This is a genomic window from Methylobacterium sp. E-066 (assembly GCF_022829635.1).
Taxonomy (GTDB): domain Bacteria; phylum Pseudomonadota; class Alphaproteobacteria; order Rhizobiales; family Beijerinckiaceae; genus Methylobacterium.
The window spans coordinates 52,135-68,973 of sequence record NZ_JAKSYO010000050.1 but is presented as its reverse complement, the minus strand read 5'-3'; the positions used below and the strand labels follow the sequence as shown (position 1 = coordinate 68,973).

Below are 16,839 nucleotides of genomic sequence, written 5' to 3'. Positions count from 1 at the left end.
CTCACAGATCAAAACGCGGTTCGCTGTCCAGGCAGGAGGTGGACCATGACGACAGCAATGATGATGACCGGGCCCGGCGCGCCGGAAGTCCTGACGGCGGCCGAGATCGACATCGGCGAGCCTGGCGCGAACGCGGTTCGCATCCGGCATTCCGTGATCGGCGTGAATTTCGTCGACATCTACTTTCGAGCCGGCCTCTACCCGCTCGACGCCTATCCGGCGGTGCTGGGCTTCGAGGGGGCCGGGAAGGTCGAGGCGGTCGGCCCGGGGGTCACGACGCTGAAGCCCGGCGACCGGGTCGCCTATCACGGTCAGCCGATGGGGGCCTATGCCGAGGCGCGGATCCTGCCGGCCGAGCGCCTGGTGCGGCTGCCCGACGCCCTCCCCGACCGCGATGTCGGCGGCACGATGCTGCGCGGCCTGACCGCCCATATGCTGCTGCACAAGGTCCGGGCCGTCGGGCCCGGCGACTGGATCCTGGTCCATGCCGCCGCCGGTGGGCTCGGCCAGATCGTCACCCGCTGGGCGAAGCGCCTCGGGGCGCATGTCATCGGCACGGTCGGCTCCGAAGGGAAGCGGGCGCTGGCGCTGGAGGCCGGTGCCGATGCCGTGCTCCTGCACGGCGCGGACGACTGGGCCGAGCGCACCCGGGCCCTGGCGGATGGGCAGGGCGTGCATCTGGCGATCGACGGCATCGGCGGCGGCATGCTGGCTCGGACCTTCGCGGCGGTGCGGCCGTTCGGGCTCGTGGCGAACCTCGGCCAGCCGGCCGGCCCGATCCCGCCTGTCCGCGTCGAGACGCTGGGGAACGGCCGTCCGGTCGCCCTGATGCGGCCGAGCGTGATCGCCTACGCCAACGATCCGGACCTGTATCGCCGCGGCAGCGCCGACCTGATCGCGGCCCTGCAAGACGGCCTGACCAGCCCGATCGGGGCCGCATACGACCTCCGGGACGCGGCCCGGGCCCATGCCGATCTGGAGGGCGGACGCACGACGGGGCGCGTCATCCTGACGGTTTGAAGCATCATCACAAAGGACTTGGGCCTGTGGGTCTCGGGGGCTCCGCCCCCGAACCCGGCCAAAGGGCTGCGAGCCCTTTGGAAACCCGATCCTCTGTGTGCGCCATCACGCTGCCAGGGATGCGGGCCGGGTGTATGAGAAGAGGGCTACGATTCGACGCGCAGTCGCGCCGGGAGAAACAGGGCCGGAATGCCATCCGTCGATACGCCCGTTCCGGTGGGCGCCTTCGCGCTCCTGCTCGTCGCCTTCGCGGTGAAGCATCTCGCGGCGGATTTCCTGTTTCAGACCAACTGGATGGCGCAGGGCAAGGAGCGGGCTTCGGCCTGGGCCGGGCCGCTCTGCGCCCATACCGGCCTGCACGGACTCGGAACGCTGCTGATCGCCCTGGCGGTCAAGCCGGCCCTGTGGTGGATCGCGCTCGTGGATTTTGTGATCCACACGGGCATCGATCGGGGCAAGGCCGTGGTCGGCCAGCGGACCCAATTCCCGGCCACCGATGCCCGGTTCTGGTGGCTGATCGGGGTCGATCAGTTCCTGCACCAGATCACCCATATCGGGCTCGCCGCCGTGCTGGCGGCGGCCCGGTAGAGCGATTGGAGTCTCAGGTCAGCTCGGCCTCCAGCAGCAAATTGGTGTCGGCGACCTTGCCGGCGAGTTCCAGGATCAGGAAGCGCTGCAGGGACAGCGCGAGGTCCGGGCGCTCGCGCTCCATCCGGGCCAGGGCGGCCCGGTCGACGCCGACCACCCGGCAGGGAGTCTCGGCGAGGGCGGTGGCGGTGCGCCGCCCGCCCTGGACCAGCCCGATCTCGCCGATCACCGTGCCGGCCGTGGTGGTGCGCAGGCGCAGGTTCGGGCGGCCGGGTACCTCCATCTCGATGGAGACTACGCCCTGCTCGAGGAAGTACAGGCTGTCGGCCGCCTCGCCCTGGCGAAGCAGCGCCTCCCCCGCCGCGAGATTGCGGCGGCCGAGATACGGCGCGAAATCGGCCGGCGCGAGGGCGCAGCCGAGCCGGTCGGCCATGTGCTCGGCAAACAGCGCGACGGCCCCCTCCCCGCCGGATCCGGCCTCGGTGAGCAGCAGCGTCTCGGCCTCGCGCAGGGCCTCGTCCAGGGTGTGGCGCGTCCGCAGCCGCGGCCCGGCGAGGCCGCCGCGCTCGACCTGCTTGCGGGCCGCGGGGCCCAGATGGACCAGCAGCACGTCGAAGCCGCGTTGCTCGGCGAGCTGACTGATCTTGCGGAACGCGATCAGCGCCGAGCTGTCGAGCCCGACGCAATCGCGAAAGTCCAGGATCAGGGTGCGCAGGGTGCCGGGTTCGGCGGCGGCCCGGCGATAGATCGTCTGGGCGTTGAGGAAGAACAGGTAGCCCTGCAGGGCGTAGATCCGCGTCCGGTCCCCGGCCTCGCGCAGCAGTTCGGCGGTGTCGGGCGCGCGGATGACGCTGCTGCGCCGCTCCGAGCCGGACAGTGCCCGGCGCACCGCCGGGATCTGGCCGTACTGGACCGCGAAGATCAGGATCGCCAGCACGACGCCGACCAAGAAGCCCACGGTGGCGCCGAACAGGGCGGTCGCCGCGCACACCGCCAGGGCGATGCCGGTTTCCCAGACCGGGAAGGTCCGGCAGGCGAGCGCGAGGTTGACCAGAAGCCCCAGCCCGATGGCGATCAGGGCGCCCCCGGCGAGCGGCCGCGGCAGCAGCGCCAGCGGGCTCGCGCCGAAGACCAGCAAGGCCGCCATCACGGCGAGCGTGAGCCACCAGCCGAGCCAGTGGCTGCCGCCGATATTGTGCAGCAGCAGCGTCGAAGTCCGCCCGAACCCCATGGTCGGGCTGCCGAACAGGCTGCCAAGCAGGTTGGCCGCGCCTGAGGCGACGAACATCCGGTCGATATCGAGCTCGCGCCGCATCTCCAGCTCGACGCTGATGACGTAGAGGATCTGGATGATCACCGCGACCACGATCTCGGTGGCGATCCGGGGCAGGATCGGCAGGAGCAGCGCCGGGTCGAGGGCCTGGAGCGCCATCGCGGCCGGGGCCTGCAGCAGCGATCCCGTGGGCAGCGCCTCGATCAGCCAGCCGGCGGCCTGCGCGGTCGCCGTGTCGATGCCCTGCCAAGCCAGGCCGAGATGCACGAGGACGAGGCTCGCCAGGATGACGGTCGGGTAAGTGCCCCAATGCTTGATGCGCCGGGGCATGTAGAAGGCGCAGAACCCGATGACGACGGTCAGGGCGATGCGCCCGAGCAGTCCGAGGTCGATCCGGCTCGGGTCGAGCACCGCCGGGTCGAGCAGGCCCAGCAGCGCCGCGGCGGGATCGTCGAGATGCGCACCGATCTGCAGGCCGCTCTTGAGGAACAGCAGCCCGACGCCGCCGAGGAAGCCGGTCAGGACCGGGTAGGGCAGGAGCTGTGCCAGCAGCGAGGCGCGCAGCGTGCCGAGCAGGGCGAAGACGAGGCCGGTGGCGAAGGTCGAGACGCCGCAGGCGACGAGCACGATCCGGCCGACCGTGGCGGGATCGGTGACGCCCGCGTCCCGCAGCGCGCCGGCCACCGCGGCGGCGATCGCCGCCTGCACGATTGCGGCCGCCCCGATGAAGGACAGCGACACCAGCACGGTCCGCCGGAGCGCGACGAAGACGAGGCTGCCCAGCACGTAGGCCGCCAGCATCGCCGACATCCCGGCGACCCGGCTTTCCGCCAGCGGGCCGGAAAAGATCAGCTGCGAGAAGCTGATGAGATCGAGCAGCAGCACCATGGCGGCGACGGCCGCCGCCGCGATCGTGCGCGCGGTGCGGACCAGCGCCTGGCGCCCCTCGGTCGGCTGCCCGCTGCCGGCGGAGACCATATCGGTGGTTGTCATCGGCACGGCATCCGTATTCCGAAGGTTCGATCCAGGCCGCTGCAGCAGATCCCCGGCGGTCGCGCGCACAGGCGCAGCGGAACGGTGGGAGTCAGGCGCGGCCGCAGCCTTCCAACCCGATGACAGCGCGGGACTTAAATTATCGTGCCGGCCGCGACGGTCGGGAGACGGTTCCGTCCAAGTTTCAACCGGTCATGGCGGGACTGGACTCATGCGGGACGCAGGTCTCATCCACTCTATCGGAACGATCGCCGTGTGCCGCTTGGCGAGTCCGGGGCCGGATTCCCCTCCCCCGCGTCATGCTCTAAGCCGGCCCCCCACAGGAGCCGCCGATGCCCGCCTCGACCCGCCTGCCCCGCCCCCTGCGCGCCGCGCTCCTGCTCGCCGGCCTCGCGGGGGCCGCGCAGGCCGAGGATGCCCCGTCGATCGCGTGGCCCGAGCCGGGCGGCCGGGCCACGATCAGCCGGGCCTTCAACGGATCGCCGATCGTGGTCGGCGTCTCGTCCCGGACCGGCGGGGCCATCGACAGCCTGACCTGGGGTGGCACGCAGTTCATCAACGCCCACGACCACGGCCGTGAGCTGCAATCGGCCTCGTCCTATGACGGCTACGGCGAGTGCCTGAACCCCACCGAAGCGGGCAGCGATTCCGACGGCACCGGCCCGCGCAGCACGACCCTGCTCACCGAACTGAAGGTCGGCCCGGACACCCTCCAAACGCGGGCGCAGATGGCCTACTGGATCGAGCCCGGCCGAGTCACCGGCAGCTGCCCGAAGGGACCCGGCCCCCATGCCGGGCCCCGTTCCGACGACATCCTGGCCAAGACCGTCACCCTGGGCGCGGCAGGCGTGGCCAACGCCATCGCGTACCGCGCCACCTACATCACCGCGCAACCCCACGAATCGGCGACCTTCGAGGCGGCCACCGCCTACATGCCGCCGGACTTCACCGCATTCTGGAGCCTCGACCCGGTCACCGGCCAGTCCGCGGCACTCTCCGCTGGGCCGGGCGAGCAGGCCGTGCCGGTGATCCTGGCCACTCCCGACGGATCCCGGGCGATGGGCGTCTACAGCCCCGCCCTCCCCCAGCCGACGGTGCCGAATGCCGGCTACGGCCGGTTCGACTTCTCGACCCTGCCGGGCTCGGGCAACGCCACGGTGAAGTGGAACTGCGCCTTCCGGGAGAACAATGTTCCGGCGGGGGCGCACAGCTACACCTGCTACGTGGTGGTCGGCACGCTGCAGGATGTCCGGGCGGGCCTCGTCGCCCTGCGGGCGGCCCTGACCGGCGGCCGGCCGGCTACCCTACCCGCCATCCCCGCGCCCCAAGCGGATGCCGCGCGGGCTCCGGGCGTGGCGCTCTATGTCGGGACGCAGCAGGGCTGCAATGCCGGCGAGGTGACGATCGACCCGGGCTACAAGGGGTGCGCCACGGCTCCGATCGGCGCGACCCTGGCGCAGCCATCCTCGCCCGCCGACGCGCCGGTCTATGCCGGGACCGCGGCCGGGCTCGATGCCGGCCTGGTCACCAACAACCCGCACCATCTCGACGCCGGCACGCGCCCGATCGGTTACCTCGCGGCCGCCGGCGCGGGCGGGACGCCGCTCTATGTCGGCCTGCAGGGTGGCTGCAATGCCGGCGTGGTCTCGACCAACCCGGCCCATCTCAACTGCCGGGGGGCTCCGCTGGGGATCGCCGTGCGGTGATGCCGCCTGAGAACGCCGCCCCGGATCCGGGGCGGCGCTCGGTTATCGTCCCGAAGCCGAATTGCGCCTGTCGGGATGCGGCGCTCAGCCCTTCTTCACCAGCGGCACCGGCTCGGCCGGCGGCTTGGTCGCGCAGGCCGCGACGCTGGCCGCCAGCACGGCCAGGACCAGAACGCGCGTGAGAGGATTTTTCGCGAAACAACGTGCAGTGGACACGAGGCAATCTCCGATTTTCGGCACAGCGGAGGCTAATGCCGCGCGCGGTCTCGGAAAGTGCAGGAATGTCACGCGTCTGATGTTTCGAGATTTTTTATAATGCTTACAAAGTAAAAATTAATATAAATATTCGCGACGTAAATCGATTCTTGCTTATTGTCGGCGCATGGGACGCATTATTGCGAGCGGATTTCTAAGGAGCAGTTGCACATCTCCCGGTATTCGCCGCTCACCGAAGCACCGCGGTGCGCTTAAAAAACTTCACTTTCACCGTCATCACGCGCGCAGCGAAGTGACCCAGGGCAGCACGACACGCCCAAGCGCCGCGCCACGCTGGGTTGCTTCGCTCCGCGCGCAATGACGGGATGCCTCCCGGACAGGTGTCGCAGCAGCGGGCTCAGCGCACTTCGCTGACGCGCTTGGTCGCCCGCTTCTCCTGCTTGTAGGCGGTGATCGCCGCGGAGCAACCGGGCGACAGATTCTTGAGATTGGTCTTGAAGCAGGCCTCGACCTCCGGGCCGCCGGGCGCGTAGGCGCTGCAATACTCCATGTAGTCGCCGGTGCAGTGCTGCTTAAGCGCCTCGCGGGCCGGGGATTGCTCGGCGAGCGCCGCGGCCGGGCCGAGGCAGAGACCGAGGGTCAGGAGGACCGCCTTGGTCGAAGTCATGGATATCCTTGTCATTAGCCGATGACCGCGTGAGCGGACCGCACGGTGATGGAGTCGGCGGATGAGCGCCAACGATGGCGCCACCATGACGCCGGGATGGCGACGGTGCAGCCCGGCCATGTGTGCATGACAAGAACTCCGGGAGCGCGCCGGGTTTTTCCGGCCCCCTCCCGGGATGACCGCGCGCCCGGCGGATGCGCGCACCCGCCGGGCAGGAAGGTCCGATCGGTCAGTGCGCGCCGACGCGGCGGGCGGGCACGATGTCGTTGGCGACGATCTCGCCGAACGGGCCGTCGTTGCGGGCGTTGCCGACCGGCCGGCCCGTGGTGGCGCGCAGGGGCAGCTTTGGAAAAACCAGCTCGGCGAAGCGGTAGGCTTCCTCGAGATGCGGGTAGCCCGAGAGGATGAAGCGGTCGATCCCGAGATCGATATACTCCTTCATCCGGTCGGCAACCTGATCGGCCGAGCCGACGAGCGCGGTCCCGGCGCCGCCGCGCACCAGCCCGACCCCGGCCCAGAGGTTGGGCGAGACCACGAGTTTTTCGCGAGAGCCGCCGTGGAGCGCCATCATCCGGCTCTGGCCGACCGAATCCTGTCGCTTCAGGGTCTCCTGCGCCTTCGCGATGGTGGCGTCGTCGAGCTTCGAGATCAGCTTCTCCGCGGCGTCCCAGGCCTCGGCCTCGGTCTCGCGGGCGATCACGTGCAGGCGGATGCCGTAGGAGAAGGTCTTGCCCTTGGCCGCCGCGGCCTGCCGCGCGGCGGCGATCTTTTCCGCGACCTGCGCCGGGGGCTCGCCCCAGGTGAGGTAGACGTCGCAATGCTCGGCCGCGACCTCCATCCCCGCCGGCGAGGAACCGCCGAAATAGAGCGGCGGATAAGGCTTCTGCACCGGTGGGAAGATCACTCGGCCGTTCTCGGCGCGCAGGTGCTTGCCCTGGTAGGTCACGGTCTCGCCCGAGAGCAGGCCCCGCCAGATCGTCAGGAACTCGTCGGTGACGACGTAGCGCTCGTCATGGGACAGGAACACACCGTCGCCGGCCAGCTCCACCGGATCGCCGCCGGTGACGACGTTGATCAGCAGGCGCCCGTCCGAGATCCGGTCGAGGGTCGCGGTCATGCGCGCCGCCGCGGACGGCTCCATCAGGCCCGGCCGCACCGCCACCAGGAAGCGCAGCCGCTTGGTCAGCGGCGCCAGCGCCGAGGCGATGATCCAGGAATCCTCGCAGGACCGCCCGGTCGGCAGCAGCACGCCGTAATAGCCGAGCTCGTCGGCGCCCTGGGCGATCTGCCGGAGGTAGTCGATCGAGACCGCGCGAGCCCCCTCCTGGGCGCCGAGATAGCGGCCGTCGCCGTGGGTCGGCAGGAACCAGAGGACGTCGGCGTGCCCGTCATGCGTCGCGGTCATCGGGGTCTCCATTGCGGCTATGGGCCGGATGCGGAAAAGCCGGATCCGACTTCTCGCATCCGGCGATCACCAAGAGCTACAGCAGACCGCCGCTTCCGGGAAACGGCGGCCCGGTTTCAGACGTTCGGCTCGGCGCCGAGCAGATGATCGAGGATACGCCCTTCGAGCCGCGCCAGGTCCGGATCCCCGCGCCGGCGCGGGCGCGGCACGTCGACCCGCACATCGAGGGCGATGCGGCCGGCCTCGACCACCAGGATGCGGTCGGCGAGCGCCACCGCCTCGGACACGTCGTGGGTGACGAGCAGCGCGGTAAAACCCTGCGCCAGCCAGATCCGCTCGATCAGGTCCTGCATGCCGATGCGGGTCAGCGCGTCGAGGGCGCCGAGCGGCTCGTCCAGCGCCAACAGGCCCGGCCGGCCCACCAGAGCCCGGGCGAGCGCCACGCGCTGGCGCTGGCCGCCCGACAGGGTCGCGGGCCATTGCCCGGCCTTGTCGGACAAGCCGACTTCGGCCAGGGCCGCCAGCGCCCGCTCCCGGCGCTCGGCCCGGGAGCCGTGGCCGGACAGGCCGACCGTGACGTTGTCGACCACCCGGGCCCAGGGCAGCAGGCGCGGCTCCTGGAACATGATCCGCTTGGGCGGATCGCTCCGACGCGGGCCGGTCTCAGGCCCTTCGAGCACGATCCGGCCGCCGGTCGGCACCTCCAGCCCGAGGATCAGGCGCAGAAGGGTGCTCTTGCCGCAGCCCGAGCGCCCGACCACGGCGGTGAACCCGCCGGCCGGCAGGTACAGATCGAGCCCCTCGATGACGGTATTGCCGTCGAAGCTTTTTCGGAGGTCGCGGGCGGTTACGGCGATGCCGCGGCTCGCGGCCTCCGCCGGATGGCGCGCCGGCGCGGACGCGGGCGGCGCGTCGGCGATCCGGGTCTCGGGGGCGGGGTCGGCCGGAGCCTCGCGGCGAAGGGCGTCGAGCAGCATCAGGCGCTCCTGTAGGCGGGGTTCCAGGCGAGGCAGGCGCGCTCGAGCTGACGCGTCAGCGCATCGGCGAGCTTGCCCAGGGCGGCATAGATCAGGATCGCCAGCACGACGACGTCCACCAGCATGAACTCACGGGCCTGCATGGCCATGTAGCCCAGCCCCGAGGAGGCCGAGATCGTCTCGGCAACGATCAGCGTCAACCACATGATCCCGAGGGCGTAGCGCAACCCGACGAAGATCGACGGCAGGGCGCCGGGCAGCACCACCTTGGTGAACAGCTCCGTCCGCGACATGCCGTAGACGCGGCCCATCTCCACCAGCGCCGGGTCCACCGAGCGGATACCGTGCAGGGTGTTGGCGTAGATCGGGAAGAACACGCCGAGCGCGACCAGGAACAGCTTGGCCTCCTCGCCGATGCCGAACCACAGGATCACCAGCGGGATCAGCGACAGGTGGGGCACGTTGCGCACCATCTGCACCGAAGTGTCGGTCAGCCGCTCCGACAGGCGCGACAGGCCGTTGGCGAGGCCCAGCGCGAAGCCGATGCCGCCGCCGACCGCGAAGCCCGACAGCGCCCGCAGGGTGCTGACCCAGAGGTTGGTCCAGAGCTCCCCGGTGCGCCCGGCATCCCAGCCGGCCCGGACCACGTCGAGCGGCGCCGGCATGAACCGGTTGGAGACGAGGCCGGCCGAGACCGCGGCCTGCCAGCCCAGCAGGATCGCCACCGGCAGCAGCCACGGCAGCGCCGTATCGCGCAGGCGGCCGAGAGGGGTTGGGCGCATCATCGGTTCTCCGCCCGGCGTTCGGGCTGTGTCCAGACCGCGTCGGCCACGCGGATCGGCTTCGGAAGCAGGCCGAGGCCGTGGAAGGCGTCGGCCACCCGCTGCTGGTCGGCGATCGCCGCGGCATCCAGGGGCGTGACCCCGTAGGACAGGCGATCGAGGGCGACGCGGAGCACCGGGGCTGGAATGCCCACGGAGGGCGCAAGGTCCGCCGCCACGGTCTCGGCATGGCCTTCCGCCCAGGTGTCGACCTCCCCGATCGCCTTGAGCACGATCGCGACGACCTCCGGGTTGGCATCGGTGAAGCCGCGGCGGGACAGGTAGAACTGGCGGTTGGGCGCGAGCCCCTGCGCGTCCGCCAGCACCCGGGCGCCGGTGGCCCGCTCGGCGGCGGCGAGATAGGGGTCCCAGATCGCCCAGGCGTCGACGGAGCCGCGCACGAAGGCGGCGTTGGCGTCCGCGGGGGCCAGAAAGGCAAACTTCACCGCATCGTAGGGTATGCCGGCCTGCTCCAGCGCCCGCACCACCAGGAAATGGACGTTCGAGCCCTTGTTGAGGGCCAGCGTCCGGCCGCGCAGGTCGGCGACGCTGCGCACCGGGCTGTCCTTCGGCACCAGGATCGCCTCGCCCCGGGGGGCCGGCGGCTCGGTGGCGACGTAGCGCAGCTCCGCGCTCGCGGCCTGCGCGAAGATCGGCGGTGCCTCCCCGGCCGAGCCGAAATCGACCGCGCCGGCATTCAGGGCCTCCATCAGCGGCGGCCCGGACGGAAATTCCGACCACGCCACCGTGGTGCCCAGCGGCTGGAGCGCCTTCTCCAGGGTGCCGCGGCCCTTCAGCAGCACCAGGGAGCCGTATTTCTGGTAGCCGACCCGGACGCTGCCGCCCGCGGCCCGGGCCGGGCGCAGGACGCTCGCCGCCGCGAGGCCGAGGCCCGCGGACAGGAGTTTTCGGCGGTGCGGGGCGAGCCCGGACGCAAGAGGGCGGGCGAGTCGATCGGTCATGAGGTCAGCCGTTGCGGGCGGGTGCCGTCCAGACCGCGTCGGCGACGTGGATCGGCTTCGGAATCAGCTTCAGGGCGTAGAACCGGTCGGCGATGGCCTGTTGCTCGGCGGTGATGCGGTCGGACATCGGGCCGATCACGAAATCGGTGCGGTCCACCGCCCGGCGCGTCGCCGGCAGCGGCACGCCGGTGCCTTGCGACAGGAGCGCGGCGACGTCGCCGCGGTTCTGCCGACACCAGGCCGCGACCTCGCCCAGCGCGTCGATCGCCGCAATCAGCACCGGGCCGCGGGTCTCGGCGAAGGCCCGGCTCGCCAGGAGAAAGTTGTTCTGCGGCGTGATCGCGGTGGCGAGGGCGAGCACCCGTACCCCATCCCCCTCCTCGGCGACGGCGAGATACGGGTCCCAGATCGTCCAGGCATCGACGCTGCCGCGGGCGAAGGCGGCCGCTGCGTCGGCGGGGGCCAGGGTCACCGGCTCGATATCGGCGTAGCGCAGGCCCGCCTTCTCCAGGGCCGCCACCGTGAGATTGTGCGCGCTCGACGCCTTGGCGAAGGCGACGCGCTTGCCCTTGAGGTCGGCGAGGCTGCGCACCGGCGAGCCCTTTGGCAGCAGGATCCCGGCCCCCGAGCCGCCGGCCTCCTGGGCCGCCGCGTAGACGAGGCTGGAGCGCGCCGCCTGGGCGAAGATGGGCGGAGAATCGCCGGTCAGGCCGACATCGATCCCGTCGAGGGACAGGGCCTCGAGCAGCGGCGGCCCGAACGAGAACTCGACCCAGCGCACCGTGTGGCCCAGGGGCTCCAGGCGCCGCTCGATGATCCCCTGCTGTTTGGCCACCACCAGGATGCCGTTCTTCTGGTAGCCGATGCGCAGCACGCCGGGCTCGGCCGCCCGCGCACCCCGGAGGCCCGGGACGGCCGCAGCCAGAAGCGTCGCGGCCAGCAGGGTGCGGCGGTCGAGCATCGCCCGGTTCACTCGGCGGCGGCGAGTTCGGCCGGGCCGGTCGCCGCGGCCGCCCGGTGCAGCAGCAGGGCGGAGAGCTGGGCGCCGGCCTCGGCGGCGCGGGCGCGCACCCCGGCCTCGGTCAGCACGCCATCGCTGAAATCCGCGTCGGACGCGTAGACTGCAGTCGGGATCTGGAGTGCGCCGAAGAAGCCGAAGAGCGGCCGGAAGGCATGCTCGACCACCAGGGCGTGGCGGGCGCCGCCGCCGGTGGCCACGATGGCCACGGGCTTGCCGGCCAGCGCGTTCGGATCGACCAGATCGAACAGGTGCTTGAACAGGCCGGTATAGGCGCCCTTGTAGACCGGCGAGCCGACCACGAGCCCGTCCGCCTCCTCGATCGCGTCGAGCACCCGGCGGGCGGGCAGCGGCAGCTGGTCGCGGGTCCAGGCCGCCCCGAGCCCGGAGCCGGCATCGACGAAGTCGAAGATCCGCCCGTCGAACGCCGCCTGGGCGCAGGCCTCGTGCAGCACGGCATCGACCAGCGTGCGGGTCTTGGACGGGCGCTGAACGTTCGCGCTCAGCCCGACGAGTCTCGGTCGTGTCATTGCAGAAGCCTTGCGACAATGCCGGGCCGCCCTGCTCAGTGAGGAGCGGCAGAAGCGCGACCGGTTATCCGAATAGGCTGCTAGAATTGCTGATTGCGTTGCACAACGTCAATGAAACGGCTTTCCCAATTCGCCCCGAATAGAAAAATGTTCTCCTCAGAATGGCCGATTGAGAGTGTGATTTCATCTCATGGTCGTATCGATCGGCTTGCGGATCATGGCTTGGCAGGCCGGGACATCTGGCCCCGACGAATGTTCAATCTCCCGCTCGGCCATAAGAAAGAATATAATTTTTCTTGGTGGCGTATTTGAGGAACGATGTTGCTGCTGAAAGGTGGTGCTGTCGGCGGTGATCGTGTCGAGCTCGATCGCCGGCCCTGCCGAACTCGCGGGGACGCTTCGGCCCTCGCGTCCCGGCCCTGGATCCTGGCTTATCGGCACGAAAAAGGGCCAGCCGTGGCGGCTGGCCCTGGATCGTCCGACGGCTCTACGGCCTGGCTGTCGCGCCCTGCGCCAAACCGGCGGTGGGCGCGCCTGGCCTTACTCAGCCGCCGTCATCTCGGCGGTGAAGTGGCCGCACCAGTCGTTGGTCGTCACGACCGGCCAAAGACCCTTGGACTCCGGAGCCGGCTGGCTGACCGGCGGGTTGAACCGGCACAGGCCGGCATCGCCCTGGGCGCTCGCGCCGTTGCCCTTGTGCTCGTCGAAGAACTTGCAGCTCTCGCAGTTTGCGCTGGCCATGTCTCGATGCTCCCGTTTCGGTTCGGCGGCGTGCCGTTCGTTCTTGCAAATTAGAACAACTATAATCTGCTCGTCAACCCACGACCGGGCGCACGGTTCCATCCCGGGACGCGCCCCCGAGGGCGACGTCTCCCGAAAGGCGGGGCCGGCATTCGGGATGGAGCAGACCATGGATCTCGCACGGCTGCCGGGATTGGGCCTGCACCTCTTCATTGGCTTCATTGGCGCCGGATCCTGCGGGCGGCCTTCGCCTGCGAGGCCCTGATCGCCCGCCCCGAAACGCGATCGGCGCGCGCGGATGTTCCGCGCGCGCCGATCCGGTTACCGTCCCGCCCGCGAGCCCGCTGGGGGCGGGTTCGCGGGCGTCGTCGTGGTAACCCTGATGTCAGAGGCTCCCGGGGCCCTTGGCCAGACCGCCCAGGGTGAACAGGTCGACCGAGAGCTTCGCGCCGACCACGAAGGCGTTCGGGATCGGCTTCGGCCGGAACGGGAAGCGGGTCTGGTCCGGGTCGATCACGTATTGCAGGTTCGGCATCAGCCGCACCGCCGGGGTGAGCTGGATGCCGTAGCTCAGCTCCAGGATGGTCTGCAGGGTTTCGACGTTGCGGCTGCTGAGCCCGTACGACGCGCGCGCCGCCCGGATATTGGCTGCCCCGAGGGAGGAAAGTTTCTCCATCACGAACACGGCGCCGAGGGTGTCGTAGGGCCGGCCCGGGAAGGTACCGGTCAGAACGGCGCCGCCCTCCAGGAAGAAGTCCTGGGTCTGCCGCCCGCCGGTGGCGCCCAGCGCGACCCCGAACAGCGTCAGGCCCTGGATGCCGTTCGGGTCCGGACGCCAGACCATCTGGTCGAACCGGGCATAGACCGCCGACCGGCCGAACCGGGTCAGGTCGTCGAGCCCGCTGAACAGGCGAGGCCCGCGGCGCACGTCGAGCACGGGATCGCTGTAGTCGGACTGGTCGATGATCGCGCCGATGCCGTAGTTGCGCGGCAGCGGATCGTTGCCGAAGTTGGTCGAGTAGCCGACTTCCACCGGGATCACCACGCCGGTGGCGCCGTTGGTCGACCAGTCGATGCCGTTCCGGTCGTCACGCTGGTTGCGAGGATTCACCTCGTAGACGCCGGCATGCACGAACACCTTGTCGTTGACCCAGGCCTTGGCGTGGCCGCCCCAGCTCGCGATCGGCCAGTAGGTGAAGTTCGTCATCTTGAACGCGGATTTCGGCGCGCCGCAGGTGCCGTTGTTCTGGAAGTTGCAGTAGAGCGGCGAGGCGAGGAACGGCGGGTTGGCCAGAAGGCGACCGACCTCCACGTCCAGGCGGTTGTCGAACAGCTTTTGCTCGTAGGACAGCACCGTGAGATGCGCGGTCTGACCGCCGCCGTAGACTTCCTGGACGCTGGTGTTGTTGCCGATATAGTCCTGCGACAGGCTGCGGCCGTGACGCTGGGTCACGATGGTATGCACCGCGCCGCCGTCGATCCCGGCGAGACGGCCGAGGTCGGCATCGAGGCCGAACACGATCTGGCCGGTGTAGTCCGACCCCTGGCGGATGCCGCCCGACGGGTTGGCGGCGAATTCGCCGGTGTAGTTCAGGATCATGCTGATCCCGTTGCCGAGGTCGAGGGTTCCCGGCGGCAGGCCCGGCGGCGTCGCGCTGGCGCCCTGCACGTCGGCCGCAGCCGCCGCGCTATCGGCGCCGGCAAAGCTCCGCGCCGAGCGCACGTTCCGCCGCCGGGCGCGGTTTGCGCGGTACTGGGCCTTCGCCGCCGGACTCGCCTTCGGACCCGGGTTCACCAGGGACGGTCCCCCGTCCGGAGCATTAGGCTCTTGAGCTTCGGCCGGGCTGACGCCCGCCGAGAGTGTCGCGGCGCACAATGCGAGCGCCGCCCATCGCGTGTACTTTCCCATAACAGTGACTCCCCCTTAGTAACGCGCGGCCCTGATTGGCTCTGTCGCGTTGGTGTTCCGCCGGGATCCCTCCGGTCAGTCCGTGAAGGCCTCCACGGTGCGGCGCTCGCCGCGCAGGAGGGCGTCGGCGACGTGGATCAGCGGGTTCAGGTCGACGTCGCTCGTGCCGGAACGGACGAGGGCGGCGAAGCGGTCGTAGAGGCCGCGATACTCGGCCTCCGGAAGCAGCGGTTGCGGGCTGCCGTCGATCGTGAGGACGCTGCCGCCCTTCGACAGCACCAGCAGGCCGTCCTCGGTGTCGACGCGGATGTCCCAGGTCTGCGGGCCGGTCTGGCGCCAGTCGAACACGGCCTCGATCGGGGTGCCGGCGGCGTCGGTGAAGTGCAGGTCGGCGGCGATCGGCGCCTGCCGGTTCTCCGGGACCGAGAGGGTCGCGCCGGTGAGGAAGAACGGCGGCAGGATGTGGGTGGCGATCGACAGGGCGTTGATCCCCGGATCGAACACGCCCATGCCGCCGGCCTGCCAGATCCAGGCCTGGTTGGGATGCCAGTGCCGGACATCCTCCATCCAGGCGATCGCCACCGACCGGATCCGGCGGCCGGACAGCCACTGGCGCGCGGGCTCGACCCCGGGGGCGTAGCGGGAGTGCCAGCTGGCGAACAGGGTGACGCCCCGCGCCCGCGCGGCCTCCACCAGGATCCCGACCTCCGCGAGCGTCGCCCCCGGGGGCTTCTCCAGGAAGACGTGCCGGCCGGCCTCGATCGCCGCCAGGGCGGCCGAGAAGCGCACCTGCGGCGGCTGGCACAAGGCGACCGCGTCGAGGTCGCCCTGCCCCGCCAGCATCTCCGCCAGCGTGCGGTAGTTCGGCACTCCCTCGAAGCGGCCTTCCCGGCTCGCCACGGCGGTCATGGTGTAGTCCGGCGAGGCACCGATGACCGGCAGATGCTGGTCCCGGGCGATCTTGCCGACGCCGACCAGCCCGATGCGGATCGTTCCGTTCGAAACCGACATCTCAGAGGACCTTCACGGCGAGTTCGCGGGCGGGCGCGACCGCCAGGGGATTGCGCAACGGCAGGGTGAAGGGCGCAGCCTCGATCTCGAACACGTCCCCGGGCTGGGCCGTGACGCCGTCGCTGAACGACAGGGTGGCGGTGCCGAAGAAGTGCACGTGCAGGTCGCCGGGGCGGCGGAACTGCGCGTATTTGAAGTGGTGCCGCTCCAGGTTCTCGATCGTGTGGGACATGTTCGCCTCACCCGAGAGGAACAGCTTCTCCCAAAGCACAGCGCCGTCGCGCCGGATGCGGCTGGAGCCGCGCACGTCGGCGGGCAGCGCCCCCAGCCACAGTTCCGGCCCGAGCGCGGCCGGACGGAGCTTCGAATGGGCGAGCCACAGGTAGTTGCCGCGCTCGGTGACGTGGTCGGAGAACTCGTTCGCCAGCGCGAAGCCCAGGCGCACCGGATGGCCGTCCGGGTCGATCAGGTAGATCCCGGCGATCTCCGGCTCCTCGCTGCCATCGAGGGCGAAGGCGGGCGACAGGAGCGGCTCGCCGGTGCCGACGATCGCGGCGCCGTCGCCCTTGTAGAACCATTCGGGCTGGACCCCGGTCTCGCCCGGGGCGGGCTTGCCGCCCTCGACGCCCATCCGGAACATCCGCATGGAATCGGTCGGGGCCGGATCCGCCGCCGCGGCGCGGTGCATCTTGTCCCGGCCCTCGGCCGAGCCGAGATGGGTCAGGCCGGTGCCGCTGAGCAGCAGATGCGCGGGATCCTGGTGGTCGATCGGGGGCAGCAGCCGCACGGCGTCGAGATCCACGGTGTCGCCGAGCCCGAGCCGGGCCGCCGTCTCGGCCAAGCCGTCCCCCGCCGCGAGTGCGCGCCGGGCCAGCTCCAGGACGCTGTCCACGCCGACCACGCTCCGCGCCCGGCCGTCCTCCAGCACCGCCACACCCCGCCGCCCGTCGGGGGCACGGAATTGTAGGAGTGATTGACCCATCGTGATCCTCCCAGGGCCAG

Annotated in this window: 16 protein-coding genes; 3 read left to right on the top strand and 13 right to left on the bottom strand. The window is 70.6% G+C overall.

Features of this window, described 5'->3' with window-relative positions; translation table 11 throughout:
- Positions 1-45 precede the first annotated feature (45 nt).
- Positions 46-1,020 carry a quinone oxidoreductase family protein gene (locus MKL20_RS06230; protein WP_244035945.1) on the top strand — a complete coding sequence of 325 codons (975 nt, stop codon included), beginning with the start codon at positions 46-48 and terminating at the stop codon, positions 1,018-1,020.
- A 189-nt stretch (positions 1,021-1,209) separates the two neighbouring features.
- The gene (locus tag MKL20_RS06225; protein ID WP_244035944.1) at positions 1,210-1,608 is read left to right on the top strand and encodes a DUF3307 domain-containing protein; all 399 of its coding nucleotides are present in this window, start codon (positions 1,210-1,212) and stop codon (positions 1,606-1,608) included.
- Between the two features lie 13 nt (positions 1,609-1,621).
- On the opposite strand, the gene MKL20_RS06220 is transcribed toward MKL20_RS06225, so the two are convergent.
- Entirely contained in the window at positions 1,622-3,874 is a 2,253-nt protein-coding gene (locus tag MKL20_RS06220) for an SLC26A/SulP transporter family protein (RefSeq protein ID WP_244035943.1), read from the bottom strand.
- A gap of 332 nt (positions 3,875-4,206) precedes the next feature.
- Between MKL20_RS06220 and MKL20_RS06215 the strand changes: the two genes are divergently transcribed.
- Positions 4,207-5,580 carry a hypothetical protein gene (locus MKL20_RS06215; protein ID WP_244035942.1) on the top strand — a complete coding sequence of 458 codons (1,374 nt, stop codon included), beginning with the start codon at positions 4,207-4,209 and terminating at the stop codon, positions 5,578-5,580.
- 84 nt (positions 5,581-5,664) lie between these two features.
- On the opposite strand, the gene MKL20_RS32915 is transcribed toward MKL20_RS06215, so the two are convergent.
- The 12 genes from MKL20_RS32915 to araD1 form a co-directional block, all read right to left on the bottom strand.
- Entirely contained in the window at positions 5,665-5,796 is a 132-nt protein-coding gene (locus MKL20_RS32915; RefSeq protein ID WP_279594559.1) for a hypothetical protein, read from the bottom strand.
- Between the two features lie 397 nt (positions 5,797-6,193).
- Positions 6,194-6,463: a hypothetical protein gene (locus MKL20_RS06210; protein WP_147898227.1), complete on the bottom strand. Its 270-nt coding sequence runs from the start codon at positions 6,461-6,463 to the stop codon at positions 6,194-6,196.
- Between the two features lie 229 nt (positions 6,464-6,692).
- A complete protein-coding gene (gene ssuD, locus MKL20_RS06205) occupies positions 6,693-7,868 on the bottom strand; it encodes an FMNH2-dependent alkanesulfonate monooxygenase (RefSeq protein WP_244035941.1) in 1,176 nt (391 codons plus the stop codon).
- A gap of 116 nt (positions 7,869-7,984) precedes the next feature.
- Positions 7,985-8,845, bottom strand: coding sequence for an ATP-binding cassette domain-containing protein (locus MKL20_RS06200; protein ID WP_244035940.1), 861 nt, complete (start codon positions 8,843-8,845; stop codon positions 7,985-7,987).
- Positions 8,845-9,627, bottom strand: a complete 783-nt coding sequence (gene ssuC, locus MKL20_RS06195; RefSeq protein WP_243970916.1) for an aliphatic sulfonate ABC transporter permease SsuC — start codon at positions 9,625-9,627, stop codon at positions 8,845-8,847. Before ssuC ends, MKL20_RS06200 begins: the two co-directional genes overlap by 1 nt.
- Positions 9,627-10,628, bottom strand: a complete 1,002-nt coding sequence (locus MKL20_RS06190; protein ID WP_244035939.1) for a sulfonate ABC transporter substrate-binding protein — start codon at positions 10,626-10,628, stop codon at positions 9,627-9,629. The genes ssuC and MKL20_RS06190 overlap by 1 nt, the downstream gene beginning before the upstream one ends.
- Positions 10,629-10,632: 4 nt before the next feature.
- A complete protein-coding gene (locus MKL20_RS06185; protein WP_244035938.1) occupies positions 10,633-11,589 on the bottom strand; it encodes an aliphatic sulfonate ABC transporter substrate-binding protein in 957 nt (318 codons plus the stop codon).
- An 8-nt stretch (positions 11,590-11,597) separates the two neighbouring features.
- Complete coding sequence (gene msuE / locus MKL20_RS06180) at positions 11,598-12,176, bottom strand: FMN reductase (RefSeq protein ID WP_092043564.1); 579 nt, start codon at positions 12,174-12,176, stop codon at positions 11,598-11,600.
- Positions 12,177-12,716: 540 nt separating this feature from the next.
- Positions 12,717-12,917 (bottom strand): hypothetical protein, encoded by a 201-nt coding sequence (locus tag MKL20_RS06175; protein ID WP_050735995.1) that lies wholly within the window; start codon positions 12,915-12,917, stop codon positions 12,717-12,719.
- Between the two features lie 385 nt (positions 12,918-13,302).
- Positions 13,303-14,826: a carbohydrate porin gene (locus MKL20_RS06170; RefSeq protein ID WP_244035937.1), complete on the bottom strand. Its 1,524-nt coding sequence runs from the start codon at positions 14,824-14,826 to the stop codon at positions 13,303-13,305.
- Positions 14,827-14,901: 75 nt separating this feature from the next.
- Positions 14,902-15,837 carry a Gfo/Idh/MocA family protein gene (locus tag MKL20_RS06165; protein ID WP_244035936.1) on the bottom strand — a complete coding sequence of 312 codons (936 nt, stop codon included), beginning with the start codon at positions 15,835-15,837 and terminating at the stop codon, positions 14,902-14,904.
- Between the two features lies 1 nt (position 15,838).
- Complete coding sequence (araD1, locus tag MKL20_RS06160; protein ID WP_244035935.1) at positions 15,839-16,819, bottom strand: AraD1 family protein; 981 nt, start codon at positions 16,817-16,819, stop codon at positions 15,839-15,841.
- Positions 16,820-16,839 lie beyond the last annotated feature (20 nt).